This is a genomic window from Geojedonia litorea, from assembly GCF_042654525.1.
Lineage (GTDB): Bacteria > Bacteroidota > Bacteroidia > Flavobacteriales > Flavobacteriaceae > Geojedonia > Geojedonia litorea.
In genome coordinates this window covers 1,145,307-1,161,855 of the sequence record NZ_JBHSGP010000014.1, presented here as the reverse complement: position 1 = coordinate 1,161,855, position 16,549 = coordinate 1,145,307, and the positions used below count along the sequence as shown (strand labels likewise).

The 16,549-nt window shown below is 31.1% G+C and carries 14 protein-coding genes; all 14 read right to left on the bottom strand.

Translation table 11 applies throughout. The features are described 5' to 3' along the window. Positions 1-4 precede the first annotated feature (4 nt). Positions 5-598: a hypothetical protein gene (locus ACFO5O_RS13080; protein ID WP_387964497.1), complete on the bottom strand. Its 594-nt coding sequence runs from the start codon at positions 596-598 to the stop codon at positions 5-7. After that, a complete protein-coding gene (locus ACFO5O_RS13075; protein ID WP_387964495.1) occupies positions 591-4,406 on the bottom strand; it encodes a SpaA isopeptide-forming pilin-related protein in 3,816 nt (1,271 codons plus the stop codon). The genes ACFO5O_RS13080 and ACFO5O_RS13075 overlap by 8 nt, the downstream gene beginning before the upstream one ends. Positions 4,407-4,460: 54 nt before the next feature. After that, positions 4,461-5,249 (bottom strand): hypothetical protein, encoded by a 789-nt coding sequence (locus ACFO5O_RS13070; RefSeq protein WP_387964493.1) that lies wholly within the window; start codon positions 5,247-5,249, stop codon positions 4,461-4,463. 278 nt (positions 5,250-5,527) lie between these two features. Then, positions 5,528-6,157, bottom strand: a complete 630-nt coding sequence (locus ACFO5O_RS13065; RefSeq protein WP_387964491.1) for a hypothetical protein — start codon at positions 6,155-6,157, stop codon at positions 5,528-5,530. Positions 6,158-6,283: 126 nt separating this feature from the next. Then, complete coding sequence (locus ACFO5O_RS13060) at positions 6,284-6,991, bottom strand: LytR/AlgR family response regulator transcription factor (protein WP_387964489.1); 708 nt, start codon at positions 6,989-6,991, stop codon at positions 6,284-6,286. A gap of 144 nt (positions 6,992-7,135) precedes the next feature. Further along, positions 7,136-7,849 carry a LytR/AlgR family response regulator transcription factor gene (locus ACFO5O_RS13055; RefSeq protein WP_387964487.1) on the bottom strand — a complete coding sequence of 238 codons (714 nt, stop codon included), beginning with the start codon at positions 7,847-7,849 and terminating at the stop codon, positions 7,136-7,138. A gap of 10 nt (positions 7,850-7,859) precedes the next feature. After that, positions 7,860-8,180, bottom strand: coding sequence for an Hpt domain-containing protein (locus tag ACFO5O_RS13050; RefSeq protein WP_387964485.1), 321 nt, complete (start codon positions 8,178-8,180; stop codon positions 7,860-7,862). After that, positions 8,177-10,279: a PAS domain S-box protein gene (locus tag ACFO5O_RS13045; protein WP_387964482.1), complete on the bottom strand. Its 2,103-nt coding sequence runs from the start codon at positions 10,277-10,279 to the stop codon at positions 8,177-8,179. The genes ACFO5O_RS13050 and ACFO5O_RS13045 overlap by 4 nt, the downstream gene beginning before the upstream one ends. 5 nt (positions 10,280-10,284) lie before the next feature. Then, positions 10,285-10,824, bottom strand: coding sequence for a heme NO-binding domain-containing protein (locus tag ACFO5O_RS13040; RefSeq protein ID WP_387964480.1), 540 nt, complete (start codon positions 10,822-10,824; stop codon positions 10,285-10,287). Between the two features lie 3 nt (positions 10,825-10,827). Further along, entirely contained in the window at positions 10,828-12,822 is a 1,995-nt protein-coding gene (locus tag ACFO5O_RS13035; RefSeq protein ID WP_387964478.1) for a PAS domain S-box protein, read from the bottom strand. Positions 12,823-12,936: 114 nt separating this feature from the next. Next, a complete protein-coding gene (locus ACFO5O_RS13030; protein WP_387964476.1) occupies positions 12,937-13,353 on the bottom strand; it encodes a response regulator in 417 nt (138 codons plus the stop codon). Positions 13,354-13,522: 169 nt separating this feature from the next. Continuing rightward, positions 13,523-14,008: a hypothetical protein gene (locus ACFO5O_RS13025; RefSeq protein ID WP_387964474.1), complete on the bottom strand. Its 486-nt coding sequence runs from the start codon at positions 14,006-14,008 to the stop codon at positions 13,523-13,525. A gap of 278 nt (positions 14,009-14,286) precedes the next feature. Further along, complete coding sequence (locus tag ACFO5O_RS13020; RefSeq protein WP_387964472.1) at positions 14,287-15,534, bottom strand: NAD(P)/FAD-dependent oxidoreductase; 1,248 nt, start codon at positions 15,532-15,534, stop codon at positions 14,287-14,289. Position 15,535: 1 nt separating this feature from the next. Then, entirely contained in the window at positions 15,536-16,543 is a 1,008-nt protein-coding gene (locus ACFO5O_RS13015) for a 4-hydroxyproline epimerase (RefSeq protein ID WP_387964470.1), read from the bottom strand. Between the last annotated feature and the right edge of the window lie 6 nt (positions 16,544-16,549).

Below are 16,549 nucleotides of genomic sequence, written 5' to 3'. Positions count from 1 at the left end.
AATGTCAAATTTTCAGTATTTCATAAATAATATTTAGTCCAGGGGGCAATTCTTCCGAACCATTATTAGTATAGTTGTATTCTATTCTATAACCATTAGTAACTCCATCATCAGTATATCCAGCACCAAAACTTTTAACAATTCGTTTGTTTACGGAAGTGATTTCAAAGTTATTATTAACGCCTCTATCAATAAAATTACCACCAACACCCACCTCAACTACTTTTATACTTAAAGTAATTCCGGTTGGCAAGGGTTCACTTAATCTAACATAAATTTCGGATTGATCTGAGGGGTTAATTGGCCTATAAGTATAGTTTAGCCAAATATCAGGTATAAAGTTTGAGGTGCCACTTGCTAAAATTGGAAGCCCCGCTTCTAATAAAGTATCACCTCCATCAGCTATTACAGCTTGACCCTCTGGGGAGACATCAACAAGTGATACTGCATTTACATATAAGGTCACATCAGAGGTTTCTTGCCCTCCACCAATTATAAAACTATTTACATCTGAACCATTTACTGTTTCTTGAGCACTCGTGAGTGCTGTAGCTACAATAAATAATACTAAAAAAATAGGGTGCATACATTTACTCATTATAGCCGACTTTTAAATTATTATTTTTGAACTTAATTATTCGTTCTTTTCCTTTTACTGTAATTCTCATACTGGTTTTAACAGCTTCTTTAATCTCTATTTTAGTTTGTTTAACAGCATTAAGAAGTTCAGAATTATTTTTAAATCTTAATATTGTTAAAGTATAGTTACCTGGTACTATATTTTTATATTTAAACACGCCTTCATTATTAGATTCAACGTAGTAAGTAAACTGTTCATTACTCAACTTCAAGTAGGCTCCTAAATTAGTCTCAATGGCTTTATCTTTATTCTGAAGAACTAAAGTACCAAACAAATTACCAGACTTCACAAGCTGTATGTCTATTTCGGTTTTTTGATTTTTCTCTACTTTAACTTCGATAGGGTTTTTTTGAGTACACATTACATCAAGAGGCAAGGTGCTTTCATCTAGGTATATATAGTTAATTCCAAGCTCTAAATTGTTCATTTCAAATCTTCCATATTCATCTGTGACTATAGTTTTACCTGCAGTATAAAACTTAACTCCTTTAACATCTACACCTTTTGTACGAGTAAATACTTGGCCTGATATTCCTCCTTGATCGAACAATCGTTTCACTCCAACTCCAAAAGTATAAGTGTATTTAGCATATGCAAACAATTCTTTTTTGTCAAAAATTAAAGGGTTTTCAAAATAATTAGCTCTAATTTCTAATCGATGATTCTTATTGATTTGAGACCTTAAATTAAAATTAATGTACTCTCGTTGTATATAACTGTCTTCAGGACTAAATCCACTATTGTAATTTAAGTTAATACTTAATCGACGCATAGCATTATAGTTTAGACCAATATTATATCTAAAAAAGTTTTGGCTCAATTCTGACAATCCGTATCGATTAGTATAAATATGATTTAACCCTCCTCTAATATTTAAATTATTGATTAAACTATAAGAGACATTTAAATGGTGAGAATAGGTGTTTCTATAATTAGAATTTTCAATTAATAGGTTCTGTGTTTTTGCAAAACGACCTCCAAAGCTACCTGTAAACTTTTTATCGTTGTAGTTAAATCTATAATTCACACCATACTCATTATAATGATAATTACTAGGTTCGAGCTGATCTTCTCTTATACGCTTATCAAATCTAAAATTCACATAATGCTTATTACTAAATCTATACCCAAGCGTTGCAAAATAGGCTTCATAATAGGGTTCAGCATCATATAGTAAGGGATCAAGCCTTCTATGTACTCTTGAAGTAGCATGTCCTAAACCTATGTTTAATCCATCCTTGTAATAGTTGAGATTATTAGTTAATTGCAAGCTATTGGATATTATTCCTAAATAATTTTTTCCTGCCCATATCAATGCACTAGAGAAAGATATATTTTTAAAACTTTGAATAAAATTAATATCTGTGGCAAAATCTAGTACACTATTACTGTAACTGGCAGACAGTTCTGCTTCTACTCGTGTGTTTTTATTAAGGTAATCATAGTCTACGGTTAGCATTTGTCCTCTACCATCTCTATTGAAAAAATTGGTGTAATTGTATGTATTACCATGAGAACGCTCAAATGTTATTCCTACCTGTAAAGAATCTGAATATCGATATTGAGCTCTTACACCGTACCAAGGATTTTTATTAAAATTAAATAATCTGGGACGACTATAAAATGCAGACAGGGTCCAATTATTAATATTGTGATCTAATTTAAAACCCATTCCATAACGAGAACCAAATCCTAACCTATTGATAATATATGAATGGTCTCCTAGATAAACTGTAGTTTTATTTTTACGGCTATAAATCAAACTATATTGATCCACCACACTAAAACGACGAATATTTTCTTTCTTAGGCACCCTAAGCGTAAAGTTTAGGTGATGTAATCTCTCGGTGTCCAAATATCCGTTTCCTCTTAATTCAGCAGACATAGTTGAATAGTGGTTATTTGGTCTATTATGACTGCTATATAAAACACTTGCGCTCAACGGATATCTAAAATAAGGATCTTTCTGTTTAATTTTAGTAGGAATTACTTCTACACTCTTTGAATTGTAATAAGTTCTTCCTGAAGCTATATTTTGAACATCTAAATTTGTACTTATTTTTCGATAAGCTCCTAAGTTAGGATTCGTTTTTTGTGATATATTGACAACCACCATTGAGTCTTTAGGTATAATTATTTTAGAATCCCCTTCAATTGTATTTCTAGAATTTAGAAATACTTCTTGAGCTACATTTCCTTTATTCCTAATCCCAAAACTTGTTTCAATTACTTCTCCAGCTTGAACTTGTTGCGGTACAACAATATTAAAGACCTCTAAATCATAATTGTTAGCAATATTTAATTTAAAATCTAAAGTTTTTAAAACCTTAGCATTACTTTTTATTAATATCGATGACATTGATACTCCAGAACTACTACGGTTAGGTATAAAAAAACTAACCATAACTATTTTTCGTTCTGCTTTTGCCAACTTATCTAACTTGCTTATTGAAATAACATCCCAATCTTCCGGCATGTTTACGTCCAAGCTAATTGGATTTATTGAATCGCCTTCATTTTTGACTTCAACTAAAAGGGTATAACTATTATTAGTTTTATAACTAGATTCCTGCTTGAGCACTCTAGCCTTTAAAGCTATAGTTTTCATAGAATAGTTTATAATTTCTTCATCTACCTCCTGTATTTGCTGCGTATTATTTTTAACACCATTTAACTTTAATTGATTTGAAGGTTTAGCTACATTTTCGCTTCGATCTTTGATTGTTTTTTTAGCATCAGTTACTGCAACCTTCTGCGTTTTAGTTAATGGTAAATTAACTATATTTTGCTGTGGTATTGTGCTGTTTTTTAATTGTCCACTCATATTTTTACTGTTCTTAATAGAACTTGTTTTGATGCTAGGGTTTAAACGTTTTGTATAACGCTTACTATGCGCACTAGGATCACTAAAAAGTGGTACAATTCTGGGCTCAAACGAGGCCACTTGAGCTACCTGCTTCTCTTTACCAACATTAACGGTGTCAATTCCTGCTTGTATTCGGGGTGTCGCTATTACAAAAGTCTTTTTGTTGTTATCAACACTATCTTTACTTACACCTAATTGGTCTATAGCCGTATTATAAGTCTTATAATTTTTCAGAGAACTCAACCTATTATTTTCAACTTTATCTTGAGCTTGAATTAACTTTAATTGTTCTACATTAGAATTAAACACTGTTTTTTGAGGAATACTTCTTTCTTGATAATACTTAATCGGCGCTTCAATAGATTGCTCATTCCTTTTTATAGGCTTTGTTTGCAAGAAAGTGATCGTATCTGTTTCTTTAGATTTAATATAATTTTGCACTAAATTGACTCTAGAATTAGCTGTGGAGGTCATTTGTTCTAGAACACCCTTAATTTTTAAGCTGTCAACTATACTAAATGGAGAATTGACTATTGTATGTACTGTATATGTATTCTTGGATTCCTTAATAGCTCTTAAACCACTATTGGTTAATATAGAAGCCATTAATATTTGCTCATTAGTTGAAGTATCTAATTTAGGTTGTTCCAATTTATCAACGTTATATGGACGGTGCTTTTTTTGAGAAGAAGAGTCTTTCCCTTTTATGTTTAAAGTATTCTTAACACCTAGCTGAATCTTAGCGCCATCGCCAATAACCAAATTGGAGTCAATACTTTTAGAAGGTATAACTTGAGCACCAAACGCATCATCACTTAATAAAATATTCTCATGGTTATCTTTGGCACATGCCATAGATAACAAGACGATGAAAGATAAATATAGTAGATGTTTGCTCATAGTTATTCTAAAAAATTAGAGGAGTAGATATTTTATTAGGGCTAGTATTAAAGATTACTTTATTGTTAAACTAATGTTGGTCCCAATGTACTCCTCATCTGAATCGGCTAAAACAATACATTGGTATTCGCCAACGGGAAGTCCAGATACGTCAATTGAAAAATCTCTACATACCTCTGGAAACACAATGGCCCTTTTTGTTTTAGTTCCTAATACTTTATTTCCATAAGCATCATAAACCTCTAATGAAAGCTTAACATTTTCAATAAATGGGCTCTCATTCAATATTTTCACATCTAATTGCTTTTTTTGATTAACTGGATTAAGTTTTAGGTTAATGCTTTTAAAATCTATAGCAACCTCGTTTTTATTATTTACATCAGTGAGTAGTCTAATTGCATATCTTATTTTTGTTCCTAGTGCAATATTATTTACTTTCTCTTCTCTTATTGGTTTTTCCAAGTCAACAATTAAAGTTGTCCAATACGATCCATTTAAGGTTTCATCGTTAGGAACAGTAATGCTGTATTTAAATGAATACTTTTGTTTGGGAGATAGTGTAACATCAGTAACAGAACTTTCGAACCAACTAGATGAAGAGTTTTTATGATCAATGTCATTTCCGATTACACGTTCTTGTTCACAGCTGTAAATTGCTTCACTCAAACTAAAAGTGACACGTTGTTGTTCATTTGAAGTGTTAGCTAATAATATATAACCTTCAAACGTTTGGCCTGCACTTCCAGAATACGAATGAGTTAAACCATTTAAAACAACAACATTGGCATGTAAAAAATTAATGCATGTTATAAAACTGATAATAGATATTGCTAATGATTTCATATTTGGATATTTGGTTATAATATTTTACTTAATTGTTTAACAAAGAAATATTGAAATAGTGAAGAATTAATTCTATTTCGTTCACTTGCGTTTAAGTGTCGTTCAGTAGTATTTTATTTACATTAAGTGTTTCTAGTATATCTAGAAGAAGTATATAGTAGATAAATGATTAAAAATATACAGTTAGATACCTGACACATAAATATTATACTTTGAGGTACTAAAAAAATAAAAGCCCATTAAAATGGGCTTATATTGGGGAAAAAAGAGAATAGGGATTAAATATCAGAAAGCGTATAAACAACTTGAGTTGAATAAGACCCAGCAATATAATTGCTAAAACTTCCAAACTGTTCAATTGTATACTTAAGTTTTACACCAAAAGCTTCATCTCCTGTATAAACACTTTCTATTTGTGTTACAATACTTTGAGCCGCTCCGGTTACAATATCATTTGCACCTAATTTTATAGGGTTAGCAGTATCTATTGTTCCTGGAGTACCATTATCAGCATTCTCCACATTAGATTCTTCTGGTGTAATTACAAGTTGTACACCGCCAGGAAACGATCCTCCACTAAAGCGCACAGAGATATTTCGGGTTGGTTCAGCAGCAGAAACAACACTAGTATAATTTAGCCACAAGTCAGTATAACTTAAAGCCGTAAAATCATAAAGACCAGCTTCGGCATTGGTGTTGATAGTTGTAGCATCTCCCATATCAAAAGCAATCACTCCAACATCAGCAGGTGTAGCTAAGCTCGCATCCCAGATGTCTAAAAGTGCAACTTCTTGAACTAACACTTGTAATTCATGTTGATCTACGTTGGTGTCATCGTTGTCTTGGGCCATTACATTTTGAGCAGTTAATGCTAAAAATGTCATAAAAAGTAGGTTAATTTTTTTCATAATTAAATGTTTAAATTGTTAATATTAATATAGAGCAAATGTAGGTTAAGGCTTAACTCTCACCTTTGTAATTTCGACGAATAAGCGTTAAGTGTAGGTGAATAAACACTTATTCCTTTTCAAAGTTTAGATCAGGTTAATTCGTCTTAAAAGTTCGGCCTTATTAAGCCTGCTAACAGGGATAGAATCATTATTGATTAATATGTTATTATTTTTAATATCAATGATTTTAGTAATATTTATAATATAAGATTGGTGAACTTTTAAAAATTTAAATTTTGGCAGTTTTACTAATATTTTACTTAATGAAGATTTAATTAGGTAGTTCTGATTATTCGTACAGATTTGTACTTTCTTATTTAAAGTTTTTATATAATCTATATCATTTACTTTAATCCTAACTAGCTTTTTATCAATATTTATATATAAATCATTAATTTTTTCTGTTTTTATGGGGGAAAGCTCTTTACATTTTTCAATTTTAAATGACCTATTAACTTTGTTAATAGAATTTATAAATCTTGGAAAAGAATAAGGTTTTCCTAAAAAATCAACTATACACTTATATTCATAAGCTTTAATAGCAAGGTTGTGATCAGAAGTGGTAAGTACAATTTTTGGGCGTTTAGATAGAGCATCCAAGAATTCGTATCCGGAGAGAACAGGCATGTGGATGTCTAAAAAAATTAAATCTATTTCATGCAAGTCCAAAAAGTTAAGGGCATCTCCAGCATTATCAAAAGTTTTTAGAACCTCTAGACCATTAATTTTTGTGCAATGGTTATATAGAATTTCTATGGCTGTAGCCTCATCATCAATAATAATACATTTCATAAGTAGGTTTTTTTTGATTAAATATCAAAATTAACCAGCAAAACATATTATGTTGTAGTTATTCGTTAGAGTACGGTTATAGTTAGACGAGCAGTTGATTTTTGAGCTAATTAATAAATTTTATTTTATTAAAATAGTTTAACATCAAAGCAAATTAAGTCTTCTCATGAGTTCAGGTCTATTTGATCGACTAACAGGAATTACATCTCTATCTATTAGTACACTATTGTCTTCAATGTCAATAATTTTACTTGTATTTATAACATAGGATCGGTGTACTTTTAAAAATTGATCATCTGGTAGTTTTTCAACAATTTTCTTAAGGGTGGAGTGTACAGTGTAATTCTTGGTTTCTGTTTTTAGCAAAATATAATCGCCTTTAGCTTCAACTAATTTGATGGTAGGGATATCAATTTTAATTAAACGCCTATCAATATTAACAAACAATTCTTTGTCTGTTGAACCAGTATTTGATGACGACGTACTTATAGAGTTTTCAGATTCTAAATTAAATGTTTCTGCTTTTTGTATGGCTTTAGTAAACCTAGATTGACTTAAAGGTTTTACTAAATAGTCAACAATACAATCGTATTCAAAAGCTTCAATTGCAAAGTTTTTATCTGAAGTTGTGAGGATTATTCTAGGTGGATTTTTTAAAGTTTGTATAAAATCGAATCCTGTAAAATCAGGCATGTGAATATCTAGTAATATAAGATCAACTTCATTTTTATTTAAAAATTTCATTGCGTCAATGGCATTTGAAAATTCTTCAATAACATCCAAATTTTTAATATTTGAACTCAACTGGTGCAGAATTGTCCTAGCAGCCTCTTCATCATCTATAAATATACAAGTCATAAAAATTTGATTAAAGTTGATTTAAATATGTTGTTATAGTTTTAAGTATGTCCTCAAACTCATTTTTAAGTTCATCATTATTTTCTTTTAGATCGTTTTCGTACGCCACTGCAATGGCATAGCTTTTCTCAAGACCTAAAATATTAATTTTGTGCTTAAGCTTATGTACATTTTCGGCCACTTTTTGGTAATTTTTATCTTTCAAGTTTTTATAGTAAGTCTCTTTCTCAAATGGGAACTCTTTATCAATTACCGACAACAAACGATTTTCAAACTCTAAATCTCCTCCTGACAACTCTTTTATATATGTTAATTTAGGCGTTTCTCTCATGCTGATTTTTTTAGTTTAATAAAGAATGTTGTTCCTTGTTCAGGGGTGCTTTCTAACCAAATCTTCCCATCATAAAATTCCACTATTTTTTTTACAATTGCTAAACCAATCCCTGTTGAATTATCATTACTATCTAATTTGTTAAATATCTTAAACACTTTCTTAAAGTACTTATGATCAATGCCAATGCCGTTATCTTTAACAAAATACACATAATTATTGCCTTTTTCAAAATATCCAACATCAATTATTCCTTTAGGCTTATCGTTATACTTTATTGAATTACAAATCAAATTTTGAAATAGTTGTTGCACTTTAGATCTATGACCAATTATACTTGGTAATTGATCTTGAATATTAATTGTAAAGTTATTTGGGATGTGTATAATATTTAGAATGTCTTGGATGACTACATTCACATTAATATCACCTTCAACAGAGCTTTCTACATCTGATTGAGAATATTCAAGTATTCCATCTATTAAATTGTGCACTAACTGAAGTTTAGATTGAATAATATCAAAATTAGCCAATGCACCATCGTCTAAATTGGCGCCATAATCTTCTTTAGTCCAACTCAATAAACTAGAAATACTTCTCATTGGAGATTTTAGATCATGTGTCACGGCATGTGCGTATTCACTTAAGTCTTCATTTTTAAGCTTTAATTGTTTCAATAACAGTTTATTTTTTTGTTCTGCTTTTTTCAGCTTCTTTAAATTAATCGCATTTCTAAGCTGAATAGACACAATATTAGCAATATTAGTAAGGGTATTTAAATTTATATCATTAAAACGATATTCGCTATCATGAAAGGAGTGAATAACAGCCAACACTTGGTTATCAATTACCACAGGAACAATAATTTGAGAAGCGTTTTTTTGCACGCCATTTATTTGATGATTACTCGTAATAGCTTTGTGAATTAATTCGGGTTTTTTACTGTTAATGACGTCCTCAATAGCACTTCTGCTTACGGCCTTTATTATTTCTCCTTTACCACAATCACCTTTACCACTAAAATTTGAATAGGCAATTGGTTTATAATTCTTCTTAACTTGGTCAACAATAATAAATTCACAATGATCGGCCTGCAAATAATTACATACATGTTTAACCACTACACTTGCAATTGATTGCACTTCAACATTTCCTAATATATCTCTTGTAATATAATTAATTGTATTTAACACAATACTTTGTTCACGTTCTTGAGTAATATCTTCAATTAAGGCAATATTATATGCAATCTCCCCGTTACCATTTAAAATTGATTTTACATAAGTTTTAGCCCACAGCAAAGACCCATCCTTTCTGACGAAACGTTTCTCTAGTTGAAACGATTTAATCTCACCTTCGTTCAATTTTTTTCTTAATCGTTGGGTGGCGAGTTTGTCTCCGTGGTAGGTAAGATCTTTACCATTAAAATTTAGAAATTCTTGTTCAGAATATCCGGTCATTTCACATAAGGCATTATTGACCTTAAGGACACTACTTAACGTATCCCCTTTATACAAACACACCCCAATTGGTGAATTTTCAATGATTATATTTAACTCATCCTTTTGTACTTTTATTTTTTGCTTATCGGCTTCACTCTCTGAAACGTCTCTTACAATACCATGAGCACCAATTGGCCTCTTTTGCTCATCATAAATAGCGCTTGCATTAATTTGAACAGTTCTAATAACTTCATCTTTGTCCCAGATCCTTATAAAAAAGTTTTTCAACTCGCCTTTTTTATAAAGTCTTTCTAGACCTTTTGCATATTTATCTAAATCTTCTCTATAAATAGTATCTAATACGTTAAGCTGTTTCAAATCAACACCCATATTAAACAAATCGACCGAATGTTGATTTATGTTTTTAATATTACCATGTTCGTCGATAAGTATATAAGCATCGTTACTGTTTGAGAACACCGCTTCAAGTTTAAGGTTTTTATCCTTTAAACTATCTTGCAATTTTTCAGTTATGTTTTGAAATCTTTGTGTCAATAAAAATAATTCAAGGGTTTTGTCTTCAAGCAAATTTTCGGCATGCTTTCTCCCCATTCGCTCTCTAAGCAATGACCTTTCTAGAACCTTGTTTGACAACATTTCCATTATATTTTATTAATACTAAATTTAACTTGGGTGCCATCTTCCTTAATCTTTTCAACTAATATATTAGCCTTACAATTATAATGTTTGAACGTTTTATGCATTAAACCTAAACCAAAGGTATACATTGCTCTAGAGGAGGTATAAACCATAATTAACTTATCTTTAGTTTTCTCTAACACTTTAAAACTTGGCAACTCTGCATCTGGATATATTTTTAAAACTTCTACATGAATATGACTTTCTACAACCGACAAAAATTCTATAGGGTCGTTATGGGTCTTAAAAAAATGAGGGTAACTTTTTAATAGTACATCAAAAAAATGCTCTGCATAGATTTGCAACAAATCATCTACACTAATTTTACTTAAAGCACTAAGGTTTGACAACAAACTTAACATTTCAGAAAAATCATAAGTACCTACAGAAGTATAAGCCCCATTTGATTCTAGATTTGATTCTTCAATAATTTGATCAGCCACATCTAAACCAAATTTGTTTTCTACTAATGTCAAAAACTCTGTAAATACTATTCCTTTCATATTTTAATTGATTTTAATTGATTTTGCTATTGTGAAATAAAATGTTGACCCTTTACTAGTCTCACTTTCTAGCCAAATGTTACCATTATACATTTGAACTATTTTTTTTACAATGTTTAGCCCTACCCCACTAGAATTTTTAACATTAGACAGTGAATTAAAAATTTCGAAAATTTTGTCAAAATATTTTTCTTGAATTCCAATGCCATTGTCAGAAATTGAAAATTGATAATGAGAGGGCTGTTCTTCAAAAGCAATACGCACGAGGCCTTTAGGTTTATCAATATATTTCACAGCATTTTCAATTAAATTTTGAAACAATTGTTGAAATCTTACTTTATCACCATTGATTACTGGAAGTTTATTAAGGGTGTTTACTGAAATATGTTTTGGAATAATTAATATTTCTTTAACTTCATCAACAATTTCATTTATATCTACTGGCTCTATCCTATTTTTATCTATTTTAATACTAGAGTAATCTAGAATATCAGAAATTAGTCGTTCCATATGCTCTAAAGTAGATTCTATCATAGCTAAATTGGCCAAACTTTCATGGCTTAAACTATTGATAGAATCTTCCTTTATCCAGGCTACTAATGCAAATATATTTCTTAAGGGTGATTTTAAGTCATGTGATACCACATGGGCATATTCTTGTAATTCATTATTACTTTTTTCTAAAGTTTTAAGTAAATCTTCTTTTTGACTTTCTAATTCTTTCAAAACTGTAATATCTAATACTACACCTATAGAACCAGCCTGTTGTCCAGTAATATCATAATTAGGTGCAGAACTCACTAAAACAGATTTACACTCACCTGTTTTTGTTTTTATAGAAACTTCTTGCGAACCAATGAGGCCAGCTTTGGTTTTTGCCACAATTTTTTGAGCTAAAGCCTTATCCTCATTTGGGACTAACAGTTTAATGGCGTCTTTGCCTATCAATTCTTTTTTAGAGTATCCTGACAATTTTTCAAAGCTCTGATTAACTAGAATAATTTTGTTTTGGACATTAGCCTCTATTAAACCAAGATGCATATTGGCAATAATACTGCTATATTTATGTTTTTCAGCTTCTAATGTTTTAAAATAATTCCGTTCGAGAGTTATATCCCTAAAACTCCATAAGTTCCCTTTATTTTCGCCACCATCTTTTATGGGAATGAAATCACGCTCTAAAATTTTGCCATTAACCAAATACAATTCTTCTCCTAAACTCTCCTTTTGTTGATCTTTAATTTCATGTATTCTAGTAACATGCTTTTCTTGGTCTTCAAAATGAACTTTTGACATTTCTAATAAAGTACTTGCGGGTTTACTTATTAATGAATTAGGATTTTTACCTTCTGCAAAGAGGTTGCAAAACATAGTGTTTACAAAAACAACTTTACCACTCTCATCCTCCAGAAGAATGGCACTATCTAAATTAAGTATAAGTGTTTTAAGTCTACTTTCAGACTCTATAAGATTTTGCTTTACCTGAAATTCTTGGGTGATATCTCTTGCTATTCCTTGGACTGCAACAGGCCTTCCTTGGCTATCGCAAATTAAACTGGCATTGATGTGAATCTGCTTTATTTTTTTGTCTCGACTAACAATCCTAACTCTTAAATCTTTAAACTCCCCTGACCACTTTAGTTCATTAAATGCATCAAAAGCCACAACGACATCATCAATATGTAAAAAATCTAGCAAGTTTAAATTTTTTGGTCTAGACTTAAGACCTAGAAGTTTTAACGTAGCTTCATTTAGCTCTAAAACACTTCCATACATATCCATGATACAGTAAGCATCTACTATATTTTTGAAAACGCCTTGTAATTCTAGATTTTTTTGATTTAATAAATTTTCTAATAAAGAGTTGTTGTTTTTTAGCTTCTCTGTAAGCTCGTACAATTCTAAAGATTTGTTTTCTAAAATTGTTTCTGCATGTTTTCTAGCAACTCGTTCGCGCTGTAGTGTTCGTTCTAATATTTTCACTTTAGTATCTGTCATTTATTTAACAAAGCAATTATATAGTCATAGCGTTTTAAGACGAGCCAGAGATTCTATCTTATTCTAGATGAGCAATATAATAAAATTTAACTTTAAAAATGGTTTTCAGTGAGATTACACCTTAATAAGTTCATTTAAACTCCAATAGGCTAATAATTTATCTAATTTGTTTATATAAGCATCAAAACTTAATGGTTTTAAAATATATCCCGCTATTCCTATTTTATAACACTCTAAAATGTCTTTATGATTGTTTGAGGTGGTTAATACAATTGTTGGCAAGTATTTTAACTTTTCGTCTTGTTTTAGAATTTTTAAAAACTCTAACCCATTAACTTTAGGCATATTTAAATCAAGTAGAATAATATCAGGAAGATTATCATTCGACTTTAAAAGAATTAAGGCTTCCTCTCCATTTTTAGCTTCCTGGATTTCATGATTTACCCCTAACTTTTTTAGAGTTCTATTTATTTTCATCGTTTCTACTAAATCATCCTCGATAAATAAAATAGAGAGCTTTTTTTCAGACATTTAATCAAATTTTGGTGTAACAGGGTAAATATCCTTAAAAAGGTTCTGTAAATCTTAATCGCTTCGATTAAAACATAAACAAGTGTCGACGAATGAAGATTAAGTGTCGACGAATGGAGAAGTAATGAATACTTAACTAAAAAACGGAATGAAGAGTAAGAGAATTATCTTAACTTAAGTAATTTTGATTTGATTGAGATTGAGAAATAAATTTTGATAATTCAAGAATTTTATATTGAATTTCCTTTTTTACTATTAAATACTCTTCAAGCTTGTCAGTAGAGTAACAATTCTTTAAAGCTTGGTTTGCTAAATGTGATTCGATAGTCATGATATATTCTAGGAGCTTAAGGTTATTTTTTAAATCTTTATTGGCATTTGTAATTTTTAATGAGTTACAATGAATGGCTTTATTAGAGGGTATAATAGTGTTAGATACATTGTTTAAATGTTTATTATTCACAAACTCGTTGTTCCTGGAAGGTAATGTTTCATCCTGCACTTGTTTATTCAAGTCACTAAAAACTTTTTGATTAGACATATCCATGTCAGTCCCACCGGCCATGGAAAAACCAGATCCAAAGGATTTATTTTCTACAAAGAAAAACAAACAACTTATCAAGACAAGTAAAAACAAAAGAATCAATTGTGACATAACTTTTTAATTTTGAGGGTTTTTTAATTTTAATTCAGACAGCATCTGAAATTGGCTTATTTAATTATGATGTAAATCTAATCGACTTTATAAAAAAGCAAGGGCAATTATCGATATAAGCCTAGGTTACTGTAGTTGAATGGTAATTTTATATAGTTATTTGAAATTACGTTTTATAAATCTATATAAAATTAGCAGTGAAGAGATTGATTACAATCCAATAATATAAACGCAAGTATTACTTGACTTGATTATATTACTAACCACGTTAAAAAGGTCTAAAACTTTCTGTCTGGATTAAACATGGTCATATCCAAAGATGGTTTCTTACCAATAATTGTTTCGGCAACCAATTTTCCAGTGGCAGTACCCATACTCCAACCCATCATGGCATGTCCAGTAGCAATGGTCAAATTTTCACACTTGGAAGATTTACCAATATAGGGCATTCCATCTGGAGATACTGGGCGTAACCCACAGGCTGCATTATCTTTTTCTTGTTCTGTTAATTCAATTTCGGGATAATAACGATGCGCAGCGTTAGCAATAGCCTCTACTCTAACTTTATTGATGTTTTGGTTGATGCCAGCAATTTCCATAGTGCCTGCGAACCGTGTAAAACCATTCATAGGAGTTACAGCAACTTTTGCTTCTGCCAAAATAGATGGAATTCTAATTCCGGTTGGTTGTTGGGTATTAATTCTATAGCCTTTTCCTGCTTGCAACAATAATTTTAAGTCTAATTTTTTACTAATAAGGGCACTCCATGAACCGGCTGCCAAAACAAACTCGTCACCGCTTAACTTCTGCTTATTGGTAATTACAGATGTAATTTTATCTTTATTAGTTTCTATATCTTCTACTTTTTCATTCGCAAAAAACTGAACTCCTGTGTTTTTTAAATAAGCCTTTAATTCGTTCATAAACTCATTAGGAGTCGAATGTGAGTCGCATTTATAGTAGATTGCTCCTTTAACATTTAAAGTGACATTAGGTTCTAATTTATGAAGCTCTTTAAGAGTAATTTCTTCAGCTTCTAATCCTTCTTGTTGAGCTAAATGCACAGTTTTAATCTCCTCCTCAAGCATTTTTTCAGTTTGACATAACATCAATAGACCTTTCTTTTCATAATGGAATGTAAAGTTTTCAGCTGTCTTAATGTCATCGTATAAGTCTTGACTTAATACCGAAATTTCTTTAATAATTGGAATCGCTTTTTTAACATGCCCTGCATTACAGGACTTATTAAATGCCAATGTCCATCTCAAAAAATCAGTATCTAAACGGGGTTTAATATATAACGGACTTGATGAATTAAACATCCATTTAATGCCTTTTTTCATCACACCAGGAGCAGAGAGCGGGATAATATGACTCGGTGACAAATAGCCTGCGTTAACATAGGAAGCCCCAGAATCCATATTAGATTGATCTACTACTGTAACTTGGCATCCCTCCTTTTGAAGGTAATAGGCAGAACACAGTCCAATAATTCCACCACCAATTACTATAACATTCTTACTCATATTAAATCACCTGAAACCCGTGTGCATACGGATCATCTTCAGAATCTATCGTTATTATATTATGACCATAAATTTTAGCCCAACCTTTTATACTAGGAATGATAGCTAGTTGATCTCCTAAGGTAGTTTCTTTTTCAACGCGTCCAACAAACTTACTGCCTATAAAACTTTCGTGGATGTAATCCTCTCCAAGTTTTAATTTTCCTTTAGCATATAATTGTGCCAATCGTGCCGATGTTCCTGTACCACATGGACTTCTATCAATAGCCTTATCTCCATAAAACACCGCGTTTCTACCTGACGAATTTGGATCAATAGTATTACCAGTCCATAATAAATGGCTCACATCCTTTATGGTTTCGTTTTCTGGATGAATGAAATGATTTGGATATAACTCGTTAATTCTCTGTCTCAGTACTTGAGAATATTGAATAATTTTAGAAGCTGAAAAATCGTGCACTCCAGAAAAATTCTTCTGTGGATCAACAATAGCATAAAAATTACCCCCATAAGCTACATCAAATGTTAACTCACCTAATTCTGGACAATCTACTGACAACCCTTCAGCAGCCAAATAGCTTTTTACATTAGTAAGTTTTACCCAATCTACTTTATTTCCAGTTTGCTGATAGTCTATTTCAACCAAACCTGCAGGTGCTTCCATCCTGATCTTGCCAGGAGTTTTTGGTTTTATCAAACCTTCTTCGATGGCTATGGTTATCGTGCCAATAGTGCCATGACCGCACATTGGCAAACAACCTGAAGTTTCAATAAACAAAATGGCAAAATCATGTTCTGGATTGTGTGGGGGATACAAAATACTACCGCTCATCATATCATGACCGCGAGGTTCAAACATCAATCCTTTGCGAATCCAATCATATTCTTTTAAAAAGTGTTGGCGTTTTTCACTCATTGTGTTACCAATAAGTTTAGGCCCGCCTTCCTTGATGACTCTAACTGGATTTCCGCAGGTATGAGCATCGATACATACAAAAGTGTTTTTCATAACATT

Excerpts from the sequence above, each read along its gene's own strand:
- ACFO5O_RS13080 (WP_387964497.1), bottom strand. The coding sequence starts at position 598 with ATGAGTAAATGTATGCACCCTATTTTTTTAGTATTATTTATTGTAGCT.
- ACFO5O_RS13075 (WP_387964495.1), bottom strand. The coding sequence starts at position 4,406 with ATGAGCAAACATCTACTATATTTATCTTTCATCGTCTTGTTATCTATG.
- ACFO5O_RS13070 (WP_387964493.1), bottom strand. The coding sequence starts at position 5,249 with ATGAAATCATTAGCAATATCTATTATCAGTTTTATAACATGCATTAAT.
- ACFO5O_RS13065 (WP_387964491.1), bottom strand. The coding sequence starts at position 6,157 with ATGAAAAAAATTAACCTACTTTTTATGACATTTTTAGCATTAACTGCT.
- ACFO5O_RS13060 (WP_387964489.1), bottom strand. The coding sequence starts at position 6,991 with ATGAAATGTATTATTATTGATGATGAGGCTACAGCCATAGAAATTCTA.
- ACFO5O_RS13055 (WP_387964487.1), bottom strand. The coding sequence starts at position 7,849 with ATGACTTGTATATTTATAGATGATGAAGAGGCTGCTAGGACAATTCTG.
- ACFO5O_RS13050 (WP_387964485.1), bottom strand. The coding sequence starts at position 8,180 with ATGAGAGAAACGCCTAAATTAACATATATAAAAGAGTTGTCAGGAGGA.
- ACFO5O_RS13045 (WP_387964482.1), bottom strand. The coding sequence starts at position 10,279 with ATGTTGTCAAACAAGGTTCTAGAAAGGTCATTGCTTAGAGAGCGAATG.
- ACFO5O_RS13040 (WP_387964480.1), bottom strand. The coding sequence starts at position 10,824 with ATGAAAGGAATAGTATTTACAGAGTTTTTGACATTAGTAGAAAACAAA.
- ACFO5O_RS13035 (WP_387964478.1), bottom strand. The coding sequence starts at position 12,822 with ATGACAGATACTAAAGTGAAAATATTAGAACGAACACTACAGCGCGAA.
- ACFO5O_RS13030 (WP_387964476.1), bottom strand. The coding sequence starts at position 13,353 with ATGTCTGAAAAAAAGCTCTCTATTTTATTTATCGAGGATGATTTAGTA.
- ACFO5O_RS13025 (WP_387964474.1), bottom strand. The coding sequence starts at position 14,008 with ATGTCACAATTGATTCTTTTGTTTTTACTTGTCTTGATAAGTTGTTTG.
- ACFO5O_RS13020 (WP_387964472.1), bottom strand. The coding sequence starts at position 15,534 with ATGAGTAAGAATGTTATAGTAATTGGTGGTGGAATTATTGGACTGTGT.
- ACFO5O_RS13015 (WP_387964470.1), bottom strand. The coding sequence starts at position 16,543 with ATGAAAAACACTTTTGTATGTATCGATGCTCATACCTGCGGAAATCCA.